The 20,613-nt window shown below is 64.9% G+C and carries 18 protein-coding genes; 10 read left to right on the forward strand and 8 right to left on the reverse strand.

The features are described from left to right. Positions 1–181 precede the first annotated feature (181 nt). Both P6U24_RS27750 and P6U24_RS27755 read left to right on the forward strand, forming a co-directional pair. Positions 182–1,339 carry a glycosyltransferase family 4 protein gene (locus P6U24_RS27750; protein ID WP_407155626.1) on the forward strand — a complete coding sequence of 386 codons (1,158 nt, stop codon included), beginning with the start codon at positions 182–184 and terminating at the stop codon, positions 1,337–1,339. Further along, the gene (locus P6U24_RS27755) at positions 1,329–2,348 is read left to right on the forward strand and encodes an MraY family glycosyltransferase (RefSeq protein WP_407155627.1); all 1,020 of its coding nucleotides are present in this window, start codon (positions 1,329–1,331) and stop codon (positions 2,346–2,348) included. The genes P6U24_RS27750 and P6U24_RS27755 overlap by 11 nt, the downstream gene beginning before the upstream one ends. Here P6U24_RS27755 and P6U24_RS27760 read toward each other — a convergent pair. The 4 genes from P6U24_RS27760 to rfaD are packed head-to-tail and all read right to left on the reverse strand — an operon-like array spanning position 2,334 to position 8,053. Further along, on the reverse strand, positions 2,334–4,247 hold the full coding sequence (locus P6U24_RS27760; RefSeq protein ID WP_407155628.1) for a polysaccharide biosynthesis protein: 1,914 nt from the start codon (positions 4,245–4,247) through the stop codon (positions 2,334–2,336). The genes P6U24_RS27755 and P6U24_RS27760 overlap by 15 nt on opposite strands. A 31-nt stretch (positions 4,248–4,278) precedes the next feature. After that, positions 4,279–5,580: an O-antigen ligase family protein gene (locus P6U24_RS27765; RefSeq protein WP_407155629.1), complete on the reverse strand. Its 1,302-nt coding sequence runs from the start codon at positions 5,578–5,580 to the stop codon at positions 4,279–4,281. After that, complete coding sequence (gene rfaE1 / locus P6U24_RS27770; RefSeq protein WP_407155630.1) at positions 5,577–7,049, reverse strand: D-glycero-beta-D-manno-heptose-7-phosphate kinase; 1,473 nt, start codon at positions 7,047–7,049, stop codon at positions 5,577–5,579. Before rfaE1 ends, P6U24_RS27765 begins: the two co-directional genes overlap by 4 nt. Positions 7,050–7,072: 23 nt before the next feature. Next, complete coding sequence (gene rfaD, locus P6U24_RS27775) at positions 7,073–8,053, reverse strand: ADP-glyceromanno-heptose 6-epimerase (RefSeq protein WP_407155631.1); 981 nt, start codon at positions 8,051–8,053, stop codon at positions 7,073–7,075. A 139-nt stretch (positions 8,054–8,192) separates the two neighbouring features. Between rfaD and waaF the strand changes: the two genes are divergently transcribed. The 3 genes from waaF to P6U24_RS27790 all read left to right on the forward strand — a co-directional run bounded on the left by waaF (position 8,193) and on the right by P6U24_RS27790 (position 10,447). Beyond that, on the forward strand, positions 8,193–9,251 hold the full coding sequence (waaF, locus tag P6U24_RS27780; protein WP_407155632.1) for a lipopolysaccharide heptosyltransferase II: 1,059 nt from the start codon (positions 8,193–8,195) through the stop codon (positions 9,249–9,251). A gap of 69 nt (positions 9,252–9,320) precedes the next feature. Further along, positions 9,321–9,917 carry a D-sedoheptulose 7-phosphate isomerase gene (locus tag P6U24_RS27785; protein WP_407155633.1) on the forward strand — a complete coding sequence of 199 codons (597 nt, stop codon included), beginning with the start codon at positions 9,321–9,323 and terminating at the stop codon, positions 9,915–9,917. Then, positions 9,914–10,447 carry a D-glycero-alpha-D-manno-heptose-1,7-bisphosphate 7-phosphatase gene (locus P6U24_RS27790; protein ID WP_407155634.1) on the forward strand — a complete coding sequence of 178 codons (534 nt, stop codon included), beginning with the start codon at positions 9,914–9,916 and terminating at the stop codon, positions 10,445–10,447. Before P6U24_RS27785 ends, P6U24_RS27790 begins: the two co-directional genes overlap by 4 nt. Here P6U24_RS27790 and P6U24_RS27795 read toward each other — a convergent pair. Then, positions 10,429–11,475, reverse strand: a complete 1,047-nt coding sequence (locus P6U24_RS27795; RefSeq protein WP_407155635.1) for a glycosyltransferase family 4 protein — start codon at positions 11,473–11,475, stop codon at positions 10,429–10,431. The genes P6U24_RS27790 and P6U24_RS27795 overlap by 19 nt on opposite strands. A gap of 127 nt (positions 11,476–11,602) precedes the next feature. Here P6U24_RS27795 and galE point away from each other — a divergent pair, with 127 nt between their 5' ends. The 3 genes from galE to P6U24_RS27810 all read left to right on the forward strand — a co-directional run bounded on the left by galE (position 11,603) and on the right by P6U24_RS27810 (position 15,275). Then, positions 11,603–12,616 carry a UDP-glucose 4-epimerase GalE gene (gene galE, locus P6U24_RS27800; protein WP_407155636.1) on the forward strand — a complete coding sequence of 338 codons (1,014 nt, stop codon included), beginning with the start codon at positions 11,603–11,605 and terminating at the stop codon, positions 12,614–12,616. A 108-nt stretch (positions 12,617–12,724) separates the two neighbouring features. Continuing rightward, positions 12,725–14,536 carry an ABC transporter ATP-binding protein gene (locus P6U24_RS27805; RefSeq protein WP_407155637.1) on the forward strand — a complete coding sequence of 604 codons (1,812 nt, stop codon included), beginning with the start codon at positions 12,725–12,727 and terminating at the stop codon, positions 14,534–14,536. Positions 14,537–14,570: 34 nt separating this feature from the next. After that, complete coding sequence (locus P6U24_RS27810; protein ID WP_407155638.1) at positions 14,571–15,275, forward strand: fumarylacetoacetate hydrolase family protein; 705 nt, start codon at positions 14,571–14,573, stop codon at positions 15,273–15,275. A gap of 127 nt (positions 15,276–15,402) precedes the next feature. On the opposite strand, the gene P6U24_RS27815 is transcribed toward P6U24_RS27810, so the two are convergent. The 3 genes from P6U24_RS27815 to P6U24_RS27825 all read right to left on the reverse strand — a co-directional run bounded on the left by P6U24_RS27815 (position 15,403) and on the right by P6U24_RS27825 (position 17,552). Next, positions 15,403–16,332: an aspartyl/asparaginyl beta-hydroxylase domain-containing protein gene (locus P6U24_RS27815; protein WP_407155639.1), complete on the reverse strand. Its 930-nt coding sequence runs from the start codon at positions 16,330–16,332 to the stop codon at positions 15,403–15,405. Positions 16,333–16,604: 272 nt separating this feature from the next. Then, positions 16,605–16,760 carry a hypothetical protein gene (locus P6U24_RS27820; protein WP_407155640.1) on the reverse strand — a complete coding sequence of 52 codons (156 nt, stop codon included), beginning with the start codon at positions 16,758–16,760 and terminating at the stop codon, positions 16,605–16,607. Between the two features lie 102 nt (positions 16,761–16,862). After that, the gene (locus tag P6U24_RS27825) at positions 16,863–17,552 is read right to left on the reverse strand and encodes a PilZ domain-containing protein (protein WP_407155641.1); all 690 of its coding nucleotides are present in this window, start codon (positions 17,550–17,552) and stop codon (positions 16,863–16,865) included. Positions 17,553–18,331: 779 nt separating this feature from the next. On the opposite strand from P6U24_RS27825, the gene cpaB reads away from it, so the two are divergent. After that, positions 18,332–19,123, forward strand: coding sequence for a Flp pilus assembly protein CpaB (gene cpaB / locus P6U24_RS27830; RefSeq protein WP_407155642.1), 792 nt, complete (start codon positions 18,332–18,334; stop codon positions 19,121–19,123). An 11-nt stretch (positions 19,124–19,134) separates the two neighbouring features. Then, on the forward strand, positions 19,135–20,589 hold the full coding sequence (locus P6U24_RS27835; protein WP_407155643.1) for a type II and III secretion system protein family protein: 1,455 nt from the start codon (positions 19,135–19,137) through the stop codon (positions 20,587–20,589). The last annotated feature ends 24 nt before the right edge of the window (positions 20,590–20,613 follow it).

Raw genomic sequence — 20,613 nt, forward strand, 5'->3', positions numbered from 1 at the left:
AGCTGATTGGAACGTCCGTCGGTTGCGGCCCCGCGCTACTGGTCTCGATATTCGCAGAATGACTGCCTGCTTGCCGAGTTGCGCCGCAGTGTTGACAGCGCGAACGGCAGTTTCGATAGCCCTCGCGAAACAGGCCGGCTTGCCCTATACGGCGCATTCGACCGATCGAGATCTGGACCGGATGCCTGCCTCCCCGCCTGCCCCACCGCGACGGCTGCTTTATGTCGCAAACGAGGACTATGCCTTCCTGATGCATCGTCTGCCGATGGCGCGCGCGGCGCGCGAGGCCGGCTTCGAGGTGCATGTCGCGACCAACGTGAACAAGGGCGCGGCTGCGATCGCGGCGGAACGCTTCACCCTGCATCCGATTCCGTTCCGTCGCGGCGGCCTGTCACCATCAGCGGCTTGGCCGGTGGTCAGAGCGATCCGGAGGGTCGAGCGCGCGATCAATCCTGATGTCGTGCATCATTCCGGCCTGCAGGCGAGCCTGCTCGGCTCGCTGGCGGCGCTCGGCAGCGACGTGCCTGTCGTCAATGCCATCACGGGCCTTGGCTATATCTTCACCTCGACAACGTGGCGTTCAGGCTTGTTGAAACAGGCCATGGCGTGGCTGCTGCCCCGCTTGATGAACAGACGATCGAGCTGCGTGCTGGTGCAGAACCCGGACGACAGCGCAGCGCTGCGCAGGCTCGGCGTCAATGCCGACAGGATCACGTTGATCCCGGGCTCGGGCGTCGACACCGACCGCTTCCAGCCGCTGCCGGAGCCGGAAGGGCCCATCACCTTCGGCTTTGCCGGCCGGCTGCTGACCGACAAGGGCGTCCGCGCGCTGGTCGCAGCCCATCGCCTGCTGCGCGGCGAGGGTCACGCGTTCAACCTGCTGATCGCCGGCAATCCCGATCCTGCCAATCCGGCCTCGGTGACGGAGGATGAGATCGCGGCTTGGCGGCGCGAGCCCGGCCTCACGTTGCTCGGCCATATCGACGACATCACGGCCCTCTGGCGCCGCTGCCATATCGCGGTGCTGCCCTCGCATCGCGAGGGCCTGCCGGTCAGCCTGCTCGAAGCGGCAGCCTGTGGCCGCCCTCTGGTCTCGACCGATGCACCGGGCTGCCGCGAGATCGCGCTGCACGAGCAGACCGGGCTCACCGTTCCGATCGAAAATGCGCCGGCGCTGGCACAGGCGATGCTGCAACTCGCCCACTCTCCCGTCTTGCGCGCGCTCTATGGCGCCGCCGCTCGAAAGCTCGTCGAGGACAAGCTGTCGGCAAAGATCATCGGCGGCGCCATCGTCGATCTCTACACCAGGATGACCTCGGGCGATCGCGATGACACCTGATCGCCAGCTCGCCGCCCTCGCCCTCGTCGCACTCGCCGCAGCCATTGTCTGCGCCGGCCTGATCGTGCTGCTGCGCCCGCTGTTGCAGCGCTATGCGCTGGCGCGGCCGAATGCCCGCTCGTCGCACAAGGTGCCGACTCCGCAGGGCGCCGGCATCGCCGTGATCGCGGCGACGCTGCTGATCGGCGGCGCTTTCGCGGTGCTGACCGACTTGCGCCTGCCCGTCATGCTGCTGGTCGCCGTGCCGCTGATCGCGCTGGTCGGGCTGGTTGACGACATCAGGCCGATTCCGGCGCTGCCGCGTCTGTTGCTGCAGGCCGTGGCGGTCGGCATGGTCGTCTTCACGGCCCCTGACGATCTCAGGATCGTACCTGTCCTGCCGCTCGCGCTCGAGCGCGGCCTGGTGCTGCTCGCCGGTCTGTGGTTCGTCAACCTCGTCAATTTCATGGACGGGCTCGATCTGATGACGGTAGCCGAAACCGTCCCCGTCAGCGCGACGCTGGTGCTGGTCGGGCTGTTTGGCGTGCTGCCGCTGCCCGTCGTCCTCATCGCGGCCGCGCTGTGCGGCGCCCTGCTCGGCTTCGCACCGTTCAACCGTCCCGTCGCAAAGGTGTTTCTCGGCGATGTCGGCAGCCTACCGATCGGCCTCCTGCTCGGCTGGTGCCTGCTGCATCTGGCATGGCAGGGCAATGTCGTCGCAGCGCTGCTGCTGCCGCTCTATTATCTCGTGGATTCGACCTGGACGCTGCTACGGCGGATGCTGCGCGGCGAGCCGTTCTGGGCCGCGCATCGCAGCCACTTCTACCAGAGTGCGACTGACAACGGCTTCACCGTGACGCGCGTGGTCGGCGAGGTGTTCGTCCTCAACCTCTTGCTCGCGGCGCTGGCGGTCGCGTCAATCGTACTCGATGCGCCTGCGATCGACGTCCTGCTCTTGGTTGCAGGCTTAGCCGCCGTCGCTGTCGTGCTGCGCCGTTTCGCGCGCCCGCGGATCTCAGGCCGCGCTTGAGCCGAATTCCGGCACGGCGTCCTTCAGGATCGCCTTGATGGTGACGGGATCGTCGCGCTCGATCGCCTGGTCGAGGCTGGCGATCCACTTCTTTAGAGTCTGCATCGGCGGCTCGTTGGGCTTGGCCGCCATCACGCCGGCAAGGCCGATCTCGACCGGCGGCTCCTCGCTGGCGAACAGGATCTCATTCAGACGCTCGCCCGGCCTGATCCCGGTGAAAACGATCTCGATATCGTAGCCCGGCTGCAGGCCCGAGAGCCGGATCATGCGCTCGGCGAGCTCGACGATCCGCACCGGCTGGCCCATGTTCAGCACATAGACCGAGACGCCCGGCCGCTCCGGCGCCAGCGCGTGCGACGCTGCCGTGATGACGAGATCGCAGGCCTCGCGGATGGTCATGAAATAGCGCACCATGTCCGGGTGCGTGACGGTCACCGGGCCACCCGCCTCGATCTGCGCCTTGAACTTGGGCACCACCGAGCCGTTCGAGGCCAGCACGTTGCCGAATCGCACCGAGATCAGCCGCATCGCCGGCTTACCCGTGCGACGCTCGGCCAGCTCGCGGTCGAGGGCCTGGCAATACATTTCGGCGAAGCGCTTGGTCAGCCCGAGCATCGAGACCGGCTCGATCGCCTTGTCGGTCGAGATCATCACCATCGCCTCGGCGCCCGCCGCCACCGAGGCGTCGGCCACGTTGATCGAACCGAAGATGTTGGTCTTGACGCCCTCGCTCCAGTCGCGCTCGAGAATCGGCACGTGCTTCAGCGCCGCGGCGTGGAACACCAGATCCGGCTTGAATTCGGCAATCAGCCGGAACACCCGTTCACGGTCGCGTATATCGGCGATCCGGCCCTCGACTGTCGCGCCCCCTTCACCGCTGGCCGCGAGCGCTTCGGTGATCGCATAGAGCGCCGGCTCTGAATTCTCGATCACCAGCAGCCGCGCGGCACCGAAGGTCACGACGCGATGGCAAATCTCGGCGCCGATCGAGCCGCCGCCGCCGGTGACAACCACCGCCTTGCCTCTCACCAGGGCTTCCAGGCGGCCATAATTGATCTTCTCGCTCGGCCGTAGCAGCAGGTCCTCGACAGCGACCGGCGCGAGCCTGGGCGCATCGCCGCTCTCGAGCGCCGGCAGGCGGCTGACGATCAGCCGCAGCCGCCGCGCCCGCATCAGGAACGTCTCGGGATGGAATTCCGGGTCGAACGCGGACGGCGTCATCAGCGCGCGCGCAATCGGCTTGCCGCGCTTGGCGAAGTCGGCAAACACGTCCTCGATATCGTCGAAGCCGCCGAGCACCGGAACATTGCGGATCAGCTGGCCGCGGTCGGCGATGGACGGCGACAGTATTCCGATCGGCCAGATCCGCTTCACCGCGCCGCTTTCGATGCCGCGCAGCACCACCTCGGCATCCGCGGTGCGGCCGATCAGCAGTGCGGGCGCGGCATCCTCGGCTTTGGCGTGATAACGCACCCGGGTGTAGCGGAAATAACGATAGGCAAAACGCAGTGCGCTCAGGCCGGAGATTTCCAGGAACCAATAGAGGACGATGGTCACCTTGCCGAGGAAGAAGGTGCCGCGGACGTTCGGCGCCACGATGATGTAGTCGAGCACCAGGAGCGCGAGCGTCAGGATGGTGGCGACACGCACGATGTTCAGCGCGTCCGGCAAGGAGATGAACCGCCATTTGGTGGTCATCAGGTTGGACAGATAGAAGACGAGGAAGCTGAAGGCGATGAAATAAGGCAGGATCTGCAACAGCAGGGGTACGCGATCCCAGAAGTTGTTGCTGCCCTCGAAACGAATGTAGAACGCGGCGAACAGCGCCACGACGGTCGCCAGCAGGTCGTGCACGATGATCAGCACGTTGCGGTATGTCAGGCGGGACAGGCGCGTCATGCGGCGGCCGCCCAATGAGCGAGAGCCGATGTCATGACGCAGCGCCCTCCGGCTGCGGCGAGCTGCCGACGGGCGCAGCGGCTTGCAGCCGCTGCGCCTTCAGCGCCATGCCGCCGGCGACGCCTACGCCGAGCACATACATCCAGCCCTCATGAAAATCGAAAATGTGGGAGTTAAGAAAAGACGTGAAGATGTTCTGCACCACGACCAGCAGGCCGATCCAGTTGGCGAGCCCCTCGCCGCGGAACAGCAGCAGATGCGACAGCCACACCGTCCAGAGGATGACGACCCCAACCGCGCCCCACTGTACGGCGACGTAGAGCGTCTGGTTGTGCGGGTTGCCGATCACCTGGCCGGAGGCAAGGTCTGAATGATCGCTCGCCAGCTCGAACAGATGCCGCGTCGAGCCTGATCCATGACCGATCAAGGGCGCCTCGACGAAGAAGTGCAGCGACTTGCGCCAGAACTCCAGCCGCTCGCCGATCGAGGTGGTCGCGCGATCTTCCTTGTAGGCCTGATACTCGCTGCTGAAGGTCGCGACCTTCTGCTGCAATTGCGGCGAGGCCATCCAGGCGGTTCCGGCCACCACGATCGCGGCGACGGCGATCGCCAGGTTCGCCCGCCATCTGAGATGCATGAGGCCGAACACGGCCAGCATGATCGGGATCGTCACCAGCGCCGTTCGCGAGGTGACGATGAAGACCATGTTGGCGAGGAACAGCAGCATGAGCGCCAACAGCAGCAGCGCCGACCACCACCGTCGCTGGCCGGCGAAGTTTGCCAACGGATAGGCCAGCGCCACGGCGCAGAGCGAAAACTCCTGGCCCTGATCGATGTAGTTCTTGACGAAGATGCCGCGATCGGCATGCGGCTTGAGCGCGAGCGCCGGATCGAAGGCAACAATTGTCGAGGCAACCACCATCAGCGCACAGGAGCCGAGAAATGCAACGAACACCCAGGTGCCGCGTTCGGAGCGCTCGAAATGATAGAACAGTGCCGGCAGCACCAGCAGCTTCGCGGCCGGTCCGACCGCATAGAACCGCACGCCCCAGGCGGCGTCGGACCATAAGGTCCCGACCAGCGCCAACACGAACAGCGCGATCGGCGCCAGGCAGATCGGGCGTCTCAATGACGCCACGAACGCCTCGACATCGAGTAACGGCACCATGGTGAGCATCAGCACGACGCCGAAGATCGACACCAGCGAGGTCGACCAGGGTAATGCGAGCGCCAGCAGGATCGCGACCACGTCCACCGTGGTGCGCCACGCCGCCGGGTCGCGCCACCGCCGCGACAGCATCGCCGCGCTGGAATGTCCGGCGAGCGTGCTCATCGCTTGTCTCCCCGGGCGCGATCGACCAGCGCGGTCGTGCTGAAGCCCTTCAGGATATCGACCAGGATCACCTGTCCGCCCGCGGCTTCGACGATCTCGTGGCCGACCACCTGCTCGCGGGTGTAATCGCCGCCCTTGACCAGCACGCTCGGCCTGATCTGCTCGATCAGGCGGATCGGCGTGTCCTCGGCGAAGATCGCGACCAGGTCGACCGCCTCCAGTGCTGCCAGCACCTCGGCGCGGGCGCGCTCGTCCTGAACCGGACGGCTCTCGCCCTTCAGCCGCCTCACCGAGGCATCGCTGTTCAGCCCGACCACGAGCCGGTCGCAGGCCGCGCGTGCCGCGGTCAGCACCTTGACGTGGCCCGGGTGGAGAATGTCGAAGCAGCCATTGGTGAAGCCGATCCGCAGGCCCTGCTCCCGCCAATCGGCGAGCCGCGCGTAGAGGTCATCGTCGGTCGCGAGGATCTTCTCTTCGGCGGCAAGATAAGCGTGCGGCAGGATCTTCCGCCGCAATTCGTCCGCACTCACGCTCGCAGTGCCCTGCTTGCTGACGGCCACGGCTGCGGCCGCGCTCGCCATCCGCAGCGCATCCTCCCATTCGGCACCGGCCGCGAAGGTCGCCGCCAGCACGGCGGCGACCGTATCGCCGGCGCCGGAGACGTCGCGCACCTTGACTGGAAAAGCCGGCACATGGACCGGCTCGCCCTGGCGCGGCACCAAGGTCATGCCGCGCTCGCTCTGCGTCACCAGGATCGCTTCGCAATCGGCCAGCTGGATCGCGTCCTGCGCCGCGGAGGCGATCTCCTGCACCGTCTCGGCGCGGCTGCGGGTGGCTTCCGAAAACTCCTTGCGGTTCGGCGTCAGCAGAGTGGCACCGCGATAGATCGCGAAATTCGCACTCTTGGGATCGACGATGATGCGGATGTCGCGCTTTCGCGCCGCATCGATCACGTTGCGGATCACCCGCGCGGTGAGCACGCCCTTGGCATAATCCGACAGCAGCACGATGTCGGCGCGTGCGAGCAGCGGCAGGATCGTATCGATCAGTTTCTGCTCGATCTCGGGTGCGGCAGGTGCGGCGCGCTCCCAATCGGCGCGCAGCATGTGGGTGGAGAAATGTTCCGACACGAAGCGCACCTTGCGCGTGGTCGGCCGGCCGGAATCGGTCACCAGCACGCTTTCGATGCCGGGTTCGCACATCAGCGTTGTGCGCAGCTCAGTGCCGGCGGCGTCATCGCCGACCAGACCGACGAAGATGCAGCGTGCGCCGAGCGCTGCAATGTTACGCGCGACATTGCCGGCCCCGCCGATATTGGTTTCGCTGCGCTGGACGGCAATGACCGGTGCCGGCGCTTCCGGCGAGATCCGCGACACCTCGCCATAGACGAATTCGTCAAGCATGAGGTCGCCGATGCAAAGCACGGTCTGGCGGCACAGCGCTTGCGACAGGGCGTCAAAATCGAACATCGTTACGTGTCCCGAGGCAAGCGTCAGCGGTAGCGGTCGGCGGACTCGAGGTAGCCCCTGACATAGTGGCCGACCGCGTCCTCCAGCGCCGTGAAGCCGCCGTTATAGCCGGCGACCTGCAGCCGATCGACCTCGGCTTGCGTGAAATACTGATAGCTGCCGCGAATCGCTTCGGGCATGTCGATATAAACGATGTTGGGCGTCGTGCCGAGCGCCCCATAGGCTGCGAGGATCAGGTCCTTGAAACTGCGCGCCTCGCCCGTACCGACATTGAACAGGCCCGACACGCTGGGTGTCGCCAGCAGCCACATCATCACCCGCACCACGTCGTCGACATAGATGAAATCGCGCCGCTGGTCGCCATCGGCAATGCCCTCGCGATGCGACTTGAACAGCTCCACCACGCGGCCAGCTTTGATGTCGTCGAAGCGCCGCGCCAGCACGCTCATCATCGTCCCCTTGTGGTACTCGTTGGGACCGAACACGTTGAAGAACTTCAGCCCCACATATTGCGGCGGCAGCTTCTCGTGCCGTTCGGCGCGCGCGGCCACCGCCATGTCGAACAGATGCTTGCTCCAGCCGTAGAGGTTCATCGGCCGCAAGGCCTTCAGCGCCGCCAGCGAAGGATTGTCGTAGAAGCCCTGTTCGCCGTCGCCATAGGTTGACGCCGAGGAGGCATAGATGAGCGGCGTGGCACTTGCGGTGCACCAGTCGAGCAACCGCAGCGACAGGCGGAAATTGCTGTCGATAACGAGGTCGCCATCGACAGCCGTGGTCGCGGAGATCGCGCCCATGTGCAGGACGGCATCAAGCCGGCGGCCCTTTAGCCAATCGGCAAGCTCTGAAGGCGGCACGAAATCCGCCAGGTGCCGCTTGGCGAGATTGCGCCACTTGCCCTCATCGCCGAGCCAGTCGCAGACTACGACATCGGTGCGGCCGGCCTCGTTCAGCGCGGCGACCAGATTCGATCCGATAAAGCCGGCCCCGCCGGTCACCAGCAACATTCGGTTACCTTATCTCGATGGTCCCTGTCGGCGCCCTGCCTAGCCCATCATTCCGCAAAGTGTAAGCGATTTAGCCCGGCCGCTTTACCTTCTGTGAGCGAGTCGCTACCCACCTGCTGATGGTCCAGATGCACAAAGAATGAATATTCATTCAATCAACGCCGACGCTGACGAAACCAGCCCGATCCTGATCATTCCCTATATGTGGATCGGGGATTTCGTGCGCGGCCATACGGTGGTGCGGGTGCTGAAGGAGCGCTGGCCGAATCGCCCGGTGGACCTGCTCACCACCAGGCTATGTGCACCGCTGGCGGATTACATGCCCGGCGTCCGCGCTGGAATCGTCTGGGACCTGCCGCGCAGCCGGCTGGCGCTGGCCAAGCAATGGAAGCTGGCAGCGATGTTGCGGGAACGGCGCTACCGGACTGCCCTGGTGATGCCGCGCACCTGGAAGGCCGCGATCGCCCCGACCCTGGCAGGTATCCCGGAGCGGGTGGGTTTCGTCGGCGAGTTCCGGTTCGGATTGATCAACCGCTGGCGCTGGGGCGAGCGGAAGCTGCCCCGCTTCATCGACAAGAATGCCGCGCTGGCACTACCTGATGGCGCAGCCCTGCCGCCGGAATGGCCGGTGCCGCAGCTGCGGGTGCCGCCGGAGCAGATCGAGCGCTGGCGTCAGGCCAATGGGCTCGGCAGCGGCCCCGGAGTGGCGCTGGCGCCGGGGTCGGTCGGACCGGCCAAGCGCTGGCCCTATTATGGCGAGGCCGCCCGCCTGCTGATCGCCCAGGGGCTGGACGTCTGGGTGGTCGGCGGCCCCGGCGAGAAGGCCTTAGCGGCCGAGATTGTCGCTGCCGGCGGCTCCGGCGTGCGTGACCTGACCGGAACTGACCTGCGCAACGGCGTGCTCGCGATGGCGGCGGCCAGCGTCGCCATATCAAACGATTCGGGCCTGATGCATATCGCCGCCGCCCTGGGGACCCCGACCATGGGCATCTTCGGACCCACCAGCCCCTATCACTGGGCGCCGCTCAACGGCCTTGCGGCCACGGTGCAGACCAAGACCAAGGTGCCCTGCCAGCCCTGCCACCGCCCTGTGTGCCGCATGAAGCACCACCGCTGCATGCGCGACATTTCGGCCTCCGACGTCGCTGCGATCACCGCGCGGGTGCTGGCTGAAGCCGGTGCACGCGCGGCGCGCTGACAGGATCGGATCGTTGCGGAGCAGGATCACGATAGATACCAAGACACGATGAGAATTTCCGAAGCAGACATGAGCAGCAACGACCTGATCGCCAGCCATCTCGCGGAGTCCCTCGCCGCGTTCGAGCGCACCAGCGAGGATGCGACACTGCTGGAAACTGCACGCAAGATCGCCGCTGCGATCGTGGCGGCGCTTCGCGCCGGCAATAAGCTGCTCCTCGTCGGCAATGGCGGCAGTGCCGCCGACGCCCAGCACATCGCGGCCGAGATCGTCGGCCGCTACAAGCAGGAGCGGCCGGCCTATGCCGCGATCGCTCTGACTACTGATACCTCGGCGCTGACCGCGATCGGCAACGACTATGGCTACGACCAGGTGTTCGCGCGCCAGGTCGAGGGGCTCGGCCAGCGCGGCGACGTGCTGCTCGCGATCTCGACCTCGGGACGCTCACCCAGCATCCTCAATGCGCTCATCAATGCTCGCGCGCGCGGCCTCACCACCGTGGGCTTCACCGGCAGCAAGGGTCAGGCGATGGGCGATTTGTGCGATCTCCTGCTGGTCGCACCCAGCGAGGACACGCCGATCATCCAGCAGATTCATCTGGCGACCGCACATGGCATCTGCGCCGCGGTCGAGCAGGCGCTGATGCGGACATCCACGCAGTCATGAGCAGCGATACGAGAACACTCAAGCCCGCCGCCTTTCTCGACCGCGACGGCGTGCTCAATCACGACGACGACTATATCGGCACGCGCGAGCGCATCCGCTGGATGCCGAACGTCGCGAAGGCGATCCGGCGCCTGAACGACGCCGGCTATCACGTCTTCCTGTTCACCAACCAATCCGGCGTGGCGCGCGGCCTGTTCACCGAGGATGACGTCGTCACCCTGCACGACTGGATGTGCGCGGAGCTGACAGCACAAGGCGCGCGCATCGACGACATCCGCTACTGCCCCTATCACACCGAGGGCTCTGTCGAGGCTTACTTGCGCGAGCACCCCTGGCGCAAGCCCGCACCCGGCATGATCCTCGACCTGATGGCGCATTGGCCGGTGCGCCGCGAAGGCAGTTTCGTCATCGGCGACCGCTCCTCCGACATCGCAGCCGCGCAAGCCGCCGGCCTGCCCGGCTTCCTGTTCAAGGGCGGCGATCTGGATGCCTTCGTCGCCGGGGTGATGATTCAAACCAGCGTGCGGTAAACAGCCGCAATCTTGTCGGCTTCGGCATCGAGGCTGAAATTTGCCACGACGCGCACGCGGGCGCGCTCACCCATGGCGCGCGCAGCAGGCGGATCTTGCATGAGCGGCTCGAGCGCGGCCACCAGCGCATCGACATCGCCCGGCGGCACCAGCACGCCGGTCACGCCGTCCTCGATCACGAGCTCGGCCGCCCCCGCGCGTGAGGCCACCAGCGCGGCGCCTGCCGCCATTGCTTCGATCAGCGTCAGACCAAAGCCCTCGTTACGCGAGGTGAAGGCGTAGATCGTCAGGCGCTGATACCAGCGCTGCACATCCGCGATGTCGAGCTCACCGGTGATGACGATGCGCTGCTCCAATCCGGCGGCGGCGATCTGCTTTTTCAGCTCACCCGCGAACGGCGCCTGCTCGGGCGTCACCGCGCCGACCAGCACGGCGGAAAAATCCGGATAGCGCGGCAGCAGCCGGCACATCGCCGCGACGAATACGTCGCTGCCCTTCTGCGCGCGCACGCGGCCGAAGCATCCGATCGCATAGGCACCCGGCAAGCCGCTTTCGGCGAAGGCAGCTGCGCGATCGGCAGGCGGCGTATAGACATCCGTGTCGACGCCATGCATGACCACGGTGGACGGACGCTTCAGGTAGGATGCGGATATCTCGCTGGTCGCGATGATCGCATCCATGCGGCGGATCAGCCAGCGCGTGATCCAGGTGTGGTGCCGCTGCGCCGCCGAGGTGAACACCAGCTTGAGCGGCCAGCCGAGCGCGCGCAGCAAGACGCCTGCGATCATCTCGTTGTTACGCCGCGCGTGCCAGATCAACGGCCGCCTGCGTCGCCACAGCGTGAGAAGATCAGCCATCCCCAGGCGCGCGATGCCGCCTGGCGCATGCGAGCCGAACCACACCGCGCAAAAGCGCTGCGCCAGCTTCGGCGCCACCATGCGATTGGTCGCCGTGACGCCCGAATAGCGGCGATGCAGGTTAGGCACGATGACGTCGATATCCGCGGCAGGACAAGTGTCGGTCGGCACGTCGGGCTCCCTTTATGCAGCTCCCTATACGCAACATTAAGGATAGTCGCCAGTTCGGCTTTATCGAAACCCTCCCTTCACCCAAAGCGGACTAGCTTCGTCAAAACAACAGGGAATGAGTCAAACAATGACCGTGCTCGTCACTGGGGGTGCCGGCTACATCGGCAGCCACATGGTGCTCGCGTTGGTTGAGGCGGGCGAGAGCGTCGTCGTGATCGACAATCTTTCGACCGGTTTTTCCAGCATGGTGCCGGAAGGCGTGCCGCTGTTCATCGGCGATGCCGGCGACGAAAACCTCGTCGACGGCGTGATCAGCCAGCACGGCGTCGAAAGCATCATTCATTTCGCGGGCTCCGTGGTCGTGCCGGAATCGGTGCGCGACCCGCTGCTGTATTATCGCAACAACACCATGACGACGCGCAGCCTGCTCAATGCGGCGGTGAAGCGCGGCGTCAGCCGCTTCATCTTCTCGTCGACGGCTGCGGTCTACGGCAATCCCGAGCAGGTTCCGGTGCCGGAGACGGCGCGCACGCGCCCATCGTCGCCCTATGGCAGCTCCAAGCTGATGACCGAGATCATGCTGCATGATGTGGCCTCGGTGCACGACATGAGCTACGTCGTGCTGCGCTATTTCAATGTCGCCGGCGCCGACCCGCTGGCGCGTATCGGGCTCGCCACGGTCGGCGCCACGCATCTGCTCAAGATCGCGATGGAGGTCGCAACCGGCCAGCGCGCCAAGATCGACGTCTATGGCACCGACTATCCGACGCCCGACGGCACCTGCATTCGGGACTTCATCCATGTCGCCGATCTCGCCCAGGCCCATCGCTCGGCACTGGCCTATCTCCGCGCCGGCGGCAGCTCGATCACGCTGAATTGTGGGTATGGCCACGGCTATTCCGTGCTGGAGACGATCGAAGCGGTGCGTCGCGTCTCTGGCCGTAAGATTCCGGTGCAGTTCGCACCCCGGCGGCCAGGGGATATCATGACCATGGTCGCCGATATCGGCCGCATCCGAACCACGCTGGATTGGACGCCGGTCTGCGACGATCTGGAGACCATTGCCGCCCATGCGCTCGCCTGGGAGGAGAAACTGTTTCGGGAACGCCACGGGGAGGTCCGGCAGCTGGTCTCTGCCTGATCTGGCCGCCGCCGCAACCCCTTATTGGGCTTGAAAAAGCCGTCCCGAGCGGGCAAGCAGCCCTGTGCCGACCGGGTGATTTGACCCGGCCCCGGCCCAGGGATGAGCATGGCCGAGTTTCCGAAGAAGATCACCGACGATCCCTATGGCGCCGCGGTCCTGATCCGCCGCCTGTTCATGGAACAGGGGCTCGCCTATTGGCGGCGCTATTTGATGGCGTTCGCGCTGATGGGCCTTTCGGCCGGGGCCAGCGCCGGTGCTGCCTATATCCTGGGCCAGGTCATCAACAAGGCCTATGTCGAGAAGAGCATACCCGGCATCGTCGCGCTCTCCGGCGTCACCGTGCTGCTGCTGTTCGTCAAGGGCGTGACGACCTACGGCTATGCGGTGATCCTGTCCAAGATCTCCAATGCCATTCTCGCCAACAATCAGCGCAGGCTGTTCGCCAAGCTGATGAGCGAGAGCATCGGCTTCTTCTCCGAGCGGCACTCGTCCGAGTTCCTGGCGCGACTGACCGCCGGCGCCAAGTCCATCACCGACGTGCTGAACATGCTGATCAACGCGATCGGCCGCGATCTCCTGCTGCTGATCAGCATGATCGCGGTGATGGTGGCGCAGGATCCGCTGATGTCGTTCCTGGGGCTCGTCGCAGTGCCGCCGGCGATGCTGGTGCTGCGCAAGCTGGTCAAGCGCATCAAGGGGCTGGCCTACGACCAGTTCACCGGCACCGCCGACATTCTCGAGACCATGCAGGAATCGCTGCAGGGTATCCGCACGGTCAAGGCATTCACCCTGGAAGACGCGATGCGCGCGCGCATCAACGAGAACATCGCGATCGTCGAGCAAAATGCCAACAAGATGGCGCGGGTCTCCAACCGCTCGAACCCGCTGATGGAGATGCTCGGCGGCTTCGCGGTGGCCGGCTGCCTGATGTATGGCGGCTATGCCGTGGTCGCGCTCAACGCGACGCCCGGCCAGTTCTTCTCCTTCATGACCGCGTTCCTGATGGCCACCGAGCCGGCCAAGCGGCTTGCTCGGCTCAACATCGACCTCAACAGCCAGCTGGTCGGCGCGCGCATGCTGCTCGAGGTCGTCGACAGCCCGGCCAGCGAGAAATCCGACGACGACAAGCCACCGCTCAAGCTGTCGCAGGCGCGGATCGAGCTGCGCGACGTCAGCTTCGCCTATCGCGACAAGGAGCCGGTGCTGAACCGGATGAGCTTCATCACCGAGCCGGGCAAGATGACCGCGCTCGTCGGCCCGTCCGGCGGCGGCAAGTCGACGGTGCTGGCGCTGCTCCTGCGCTTCTACGAGGTGACCGAAGGCGAGATCCTGATCGACGGCCAGTCGATCTCGCAGGTGTCCCGACGATCCCTGCGCGAGCAGACAGCCTATGTTGGCCAGGACGTCTATTTGTTCCGCGACACCATCCGCGCCAACATCGCCTTCGGCAAGCCAGATGCCACCGAGGCTGAGATCATCGAGGCCGCGAAAGCAGCCTGCGCGCATGATTTCATCATGAGCTTCCCGCTCGGCTACGACACGCCGGTCGGCGAGCACGGCACCCAGCTCTCCGGCGGCCAGCGCCAGCGCGTCGCAGTGGCGCGCGCGCTGCTTCGCAACGCTCCCATCATCCTGCTGGACGAGGCCACTGCGGCGCTCGACTCCGAATCGGAGCGCCAGGTGCAGGAGGCGATCGAGCATCTCTGCCAGAACCGCACCACGATCGTGATCGCCCACCGCCTGCACACCATCATGCATGCCGACACCATCCTGGTGGTCGAGGCCGGCGAGATCGTCGAGCGGGGCCGGCATGACGATCTGTTGCGCCGTGGCGGCCGCTATGCTTCGTTCTTCCGCCTGCAGCAGCGCGACATGGGGCCGGTGCCTCTGATCGCGCCGATCAGCGCCGCATCCTGACGTTTCCCTCGCCACTCACCCCGAGATCGATTTCATGACCGCCCCTCATTTCGTCATTCCGGCCCCGCCGCAAGCCTCGCTGCCCGTGGTCGGCGAAGCCGGCGCGTTCCCAGTCCGCCGCATCTGGTGCGTCGGGCGCAACTATCTCGAGCACATCCGTGAGATGGGCAATGACGAGCGCGATCCGCCGTTCTTCTTCGCCAAGCACGCCGACATGCTGGTCCCGGACGGCGCGGTCATCCCCTACCCGTCGCTGACCAAGGACATGCACCACGAAGTCGAGATGGTCGTCGCGATGAAGAGCGGCGGCGCCAACATCCCGGTCGAGAAGGCGCTCGACCACGTCTACGGCTATGCCGTCGGCATCGACCTCACCCGTCGCGACCTGCAGACCGCCTCGCGCAAGAAGGAGCGCCCCTGGGAGATCGGCAAGTCCTTCGAATACTCCGCGCCCTGCTCCGCCGTGCAGCCGGCATCGAAGATCGGCCATCCCACGAAGGGCAAGATCTGGCTGTCGGTGAACGGCACCGAGCGGCAGAAGGGCGATCTCACCGAACTCATCTGGAGCGTGCCGGAAATCATCTGGAAGCTCTCCCAGCAGGTCGAGATCGGCGCCGGCGACATCATCATGACGGGAACGCCGGCCGGCGTCGCCGCGCTGGTCCCAGGCGACAAGATCGAATGCGGCGTCGACGGCGTCGGCACGCTGAAGGTCTCGATCGGCGAGCCGCGCGGCTGAGCAGCCGTTCGCGCTGAGGGCTCAATCAGCAGCTCGTAGGGCGGGTTAGCCGTAGGCGTAACCCGCCGTTCGTCCGCGAATGACTGCGGCGGATTACGCTGTGCTAATCCGCCCTACTCTCTCACCCTCACCTAAACGCCGACACCACGATCGCGCCGACGATCGCGACCGTGAGCGTGTACTTCGCGGCATAATACACAGTCCGATTCCATTCCTTGACCTTGCGGCTGGCGAGATGGATCTCGTACAGCTTGCCGAACACCTTGTTCAGCACGCCGACATGCTCGCCCTCGACATTCTGGGTCGCGGAGGCCTTGACGATGTGATGGCTGACCCAGCGATTGATCGCGGTCATGAACCCGTACTTCATCGGGCGCTCGACGTCGCAGAACAGGATGATGCGGTTCACGTCGGTCGCGTTCTCGGCGCTGTGGATGAAGGTCTCGTCGAACATGAAGGCTTCGCCGTCGCGCCAGACGCAGGGCACGCCGTCGACGAGAATCTTGCACTTGTCCGAGTTCGGCGTCACGAGCCCGAGATGATAGCGCAGCGAGCCGGCAAAGGGATCGCGATGAGCCCCGAGCTTGCCGCCCGGCGGCAGCATCGCGAACATCGCGCCGTGCACGGACGGAATCGAATTCAACAGCTCGACCGTCTTCGGGCACAGCGTGCGCGCCGAAGGCAGGAAATCGTCGTACCATTTGAGATAGAAGCGCTTCCACCCGCTCTTGAAGAACGAATAGAAGCCCCAGTCGTTGTTGCCCGCGGCAGCGCGAATGAAGCCCTCATCGAACAACCGCAGCGCCTCGTCGCGGATCATCTGCCAGTTGTCGGTGAGCTTCTGCAGTTCCGGAAACTGCTCGACCGGAATCACCGGCTGGTTCGGCACCGCCGAACCCGCATACAACAGGACGTTATAGGGCGCGAGATAGGTCGAGTGGTCGCCGAGCTGGCGCGCGAAGCGAAGCCGCTGCTTGCCGCGAAAATGCACGTAGATCGTCGTGCCGATCAAAATATAGAGCGCGACGAGCTGTGGTGCGAAAAGCTGTCTCAACATGTCCGGTTCCCAAGATCGCGCCTGTCCGGACTTCCCCTGCCCTGGCCTCGATCGGCGAGGCCGGCCGGAATCCAGCGATAAGGCCGCAACCCCGTACCATATCGGCAAGTGCGATGTGCTGCACCCCCTCGTGAGCAAGATGTGACCGGATACGAGGCGCGATTTTGCTTCCGCGTGCCCCGACGGCAACAGGAGGCACGTTCCTATAGCGACGGCAGCAGCTAATACCGGATCCTGGTCGTGCAGCTTATCGCGCCGGACAACCTGCCCTATCAGTGCTGCGCTAGCGCCTGCAGCCCCTTGAAGGTGAGTCGCTTGGGATCCCTGACGCCGGCGAGATACAGGCGGCGGATGAACATGGTCACCGCCTCGCGGTCGCAGCCGGTCAAGACGACGACGGCCTCCACTGCGGTCTTCTGGGCCTCCATGGGATTTCTCCTGGCACGAGCATCCCGGCGCCAGAAGCTTTCATCATGTGGATTAATACGGCGTTAACCGTGCAGGCCGCGAGCTCAAGCAGCGCACCTCGCTCAGACCAGGCCATAGTCCTCCGCACGCTCCGGCCGCGCGTGGAGTTCCTGCACCGGCGTCAAATATCTCGGACGCACCGGTGGCGTGATGACGCGGCGTTCGAGATCACCGAGGCTCGGCATCACCTCGGCGAACTTGACCGCAAAGCCTTCCGAAAACCGCCTGACAACGCGTCCCACGCAGCTGCCGACCGCAAGCGGGGTCCCAACCGATGGCTGGATTGCCGCCGAGACCGCTGCGCCCGACATCGACGCATTGATCACGAAGCACGGCACGACGCTGCCATCGGCGAGCGTCAGCGCCGAGTGCGGGCTGGTCGGCACATAACGCGCCGCCTTGCGCGCATCGCGGATGGTCGGATCCTTGTGCTTCTTCTCCAGCCAGACCAGCATATCGGCAAGTCGCGCCCGTTCGGCACGTGTCATGTCGAGCTCGAGCAGAATGCCGCCATGCACGGTGTCGCTGATGTGGCCGTCGAATTTGCCGAACTCCCGGAAATACGAGGTCAGGCGATCACCTACCTTGCCCACGACCGGTACGTCCAGCAGCATGCGGAACGGCGAGACACGCGTGGTCCGGCACGCGAAGGTCCTCAAACGGCCCTCCGGATCATACCAATTCGGTAGCGTGTAAGTGCCAGGTGCCTGAATCCTGACGGCGCGCTGTTTGAGAAACCGTGTAACCGACATAGCGCGCTCCTAGAATCCCGAAGATCCAGGAAGACAGCCTGTCGTGGTTCGGCGCCGCCCAAGAGGTGGAGGACAGGACGCGTCCAGCACAACCGCGATGGACCGATCCGGCCGAGATGCACGGAGCAGGAAAGTGCCGATCTTCATGCGCAAAGACTGCGCGCGAAGACCCTAACGAATTTTGAAAAGATGCGGACAGATTCGCCCTAAGGGATCGTACGGGCGGTCCCTTTCGAAACCCTGAAGATCCGACCCCGTGCAACTACGGAGCTTCGCAACCGGCCTTCCCGAGCCTCGAAGAGCTCGGAATGCCGCGATCAAAGCGAGATTGATCGGTCGCGGTAACCACAGCATCTGTTCTGGAGCTGATAGAGAGCAAGCCGCGCGTGGCGCTGCCATCAGAACTACGCTTCAATCCTGACAATGCGCCCGTGAGTTGTAACGCACGGTGCCGGGCAGATATCGGCGATCAAGTGGAGCTTTATCGGACGACGTAGTTAACGAACGTCAGCGGGCGCAACCCGTAGTAAGTTCGGTGTCATGGGGCCTCACCCTTGTCGCGAAGAGACGAACTTGCAGAACTAATAACGCGCTCGTCGAGCTACACTGTTTGACCGTAACGCTCCATTCACCATCGGTGCAATCGTCGTAGTCGGCAACCGTGGCCGGCTCGGCTTTGCAAGATCGCTTATACCATTGCCGCTTAGTCATACGCGACGGGGAAGCTCTCATCGGCTTATTCGCGCGTCCCGGCGTATCGGTTAAGAGTAGTCACGCGTATGATGACCGCACGCATCGTGGTGTTAGCCATCGCTCTCAGCGCAGGCGGCGTCGCGGCCTATCTGGTGAGCAACACCGACAAGCAGCAACAAGCGCCGACCGCGCCGGTCGTACAGCTTCCGACCGCCGAAGTGCTGGTGGCGAAGGTCGACATCGGACTCGGCCAGGCGATCAAGCCCGGTGACCTGTCGTGGCAGGCCTGGCCGGAAGCTGCAAGCAACGTCTTCATTCGCCGCAGCGACCGGCCTGATGCGACCAATCAGCTGGTCGGATCGATCGCACGCTTCCCCTTCCTCACCGGCGAGCCGATCCGCGAGCAGAAGCTCGTGAAAGCCGACGGCTCCGGTTTCATGGCCGCGATCCTGCCAACAGGCATGCGCGCCGTCTCGACCGAGATATCTCCGGAGACGGGTGCCGGCGGCTTCATTCTCCCGAACGATCGGGTCGACGTTCTGCTGACCCGTCGCCAGAAGAACCCGGATCATCCCGACCAATCCGACATTTCGATCTCAGAGATCATCCTGGCGAATATCCGCGTGCTCGCGATCGATCAGGCACCTAAGGAAAAAGACGGCCAGACCACCGTGGTCGGCAAGACCGTCACTCTGGAACTACGACCTGAGCAGACTGCGACGCTCACGGCGGCGCGCTCGGCCGGCTCGCTGTCGTTGGCACTGCGCTCGATTGCCGATGTCAACGTCGCAGAGAACAGGATCGATGAGACCAGCCGCCCCCGCGGCATTGCCGTCGTCCGCTACGGCATTTCCAGCACGATAACGACGCAGAAGTGAGGACGACCGTGATGAAGAGCAGCGAAAATCAGCGTTTGAAGCGGACTTGGCTGGTCCGCGCGCTGTCGTTTTCCGCCGCGGCGGCGCTCACGCTGAATCCGGCTGTTGCACCTGTGCTCGCCGCCGACGCCGAGACGCCAGTCGTCTCGGCAAGCTCGGCCAAGATGCGCTTCCTGTCGCTCGGCATCGGCAAGTCGGTCGTGATCGATTTTCCCGATGAGGTGAAGGACGTGCTGGTGGCCGATCCGAAGATCGCCAACGCGGTGGTGCGCTCCGCACGCCGGGCCTACATCATTGGCGCGGCGGTCGGCCAGACCAATGTCGTGTTCTTCAATGCGGACGGCCAGCAGGTCGCGGCCTACGACATCGCGATCAAGCGCGATCTCAACGGCGTGCGATCGGCGCTGCGCCAGAGCACGCCGGGTGTGCAGATCGACGGCGTCGGCGACGGCGTCATCCTGACGGGCTCGGTATCGAGCCCGGTCGAGGCGCAGCAGGCGGGCGAGATCGCCGCAAGGCTGGTCGGCGGCACCGACAAGGTCGTCAACTCGATCGTGGTGCGCGGCCGCGACCAGGTCATGCTGAAGGTCAGCGTCTCCGAGGTCCGGCGCGATATCATCAAGCAGCTCGGCATCGATCTCAGCGCCAGCATGAACTACGGCACCGCGGTCGTGAAATTCAACAACAGCAATCCGTTCACGGCCAATAATGTGCCGCTGGTCAGCGGCAACGGCGCCGCCGCCGCCGCGCTGGGCGGCTTCGGATCCGTCAGCGCAACCATGCGCGCAATGGAAAGCGCCGGCGTCATCAAGACGCTCGCCGAACCGAACCTGACCGCGATCTCCGGCGAGTCCGCCACCTTCATCGCAGGCGGGGAGTTCCCTATCCCCGCGGGCTATACCTGCCAACCGGCGACAAGCGCAGGCTCCGTGCAGCAGTGCCAGCTTTCGGTGGCCTACAAGAAGTTCGGCATCTCGCTTAACTTCACGCCGGTGGTGCTCACCGAAGGCCGCATCAGCCTGCGTGTCATGACCGAAGTGTCCGAAATCTCCAACCAGAATTCGGTCAATCTGAGCGGCGTCACGATTCCTGCGATCCAGACCCGGCGCGCCGAGACGACGCTGGAAGTTCCTTCGGGCGGTTCGATGGCGATGGCTGGCCTGATCCAGAACCAGACCAAACAGGCGATCAACGGCCTGCCCGGCCTCGACCAGGTGCCGGTGCTCGGCCAGCTGTTCCGCAGCCAGGACTACGTCAACAATGAGACCGAGCTGATGGTGCTGGTGACGCCCTATGTGGTGCGCGCGGTGGCGCAGAACCAGCTGTCGCGTCCGGACGACGGCTTTGCGTCGGCTTCGGATTCGCAGTCGGCGCTGCTTGGCCGCCTGAATCGGCTCTACGGCATCGCCGGCCGGGTCGAGCCGGTTGCGGGCTACCAGACCGATTTCGGCTTCATCATCGATTGAGATCGACGGTCGTTGCGGACGGGA

It is taken from the genome of Bradyrhizobium sp. STM 3557 (assembly GCF_045571465.1).
Taxonomy (GTDB): Bacteria; Pseudomonadota; Alphaproteobacteria; order Rhizobiales; family Xanthobacteraceae; genus Bradyrhizobium.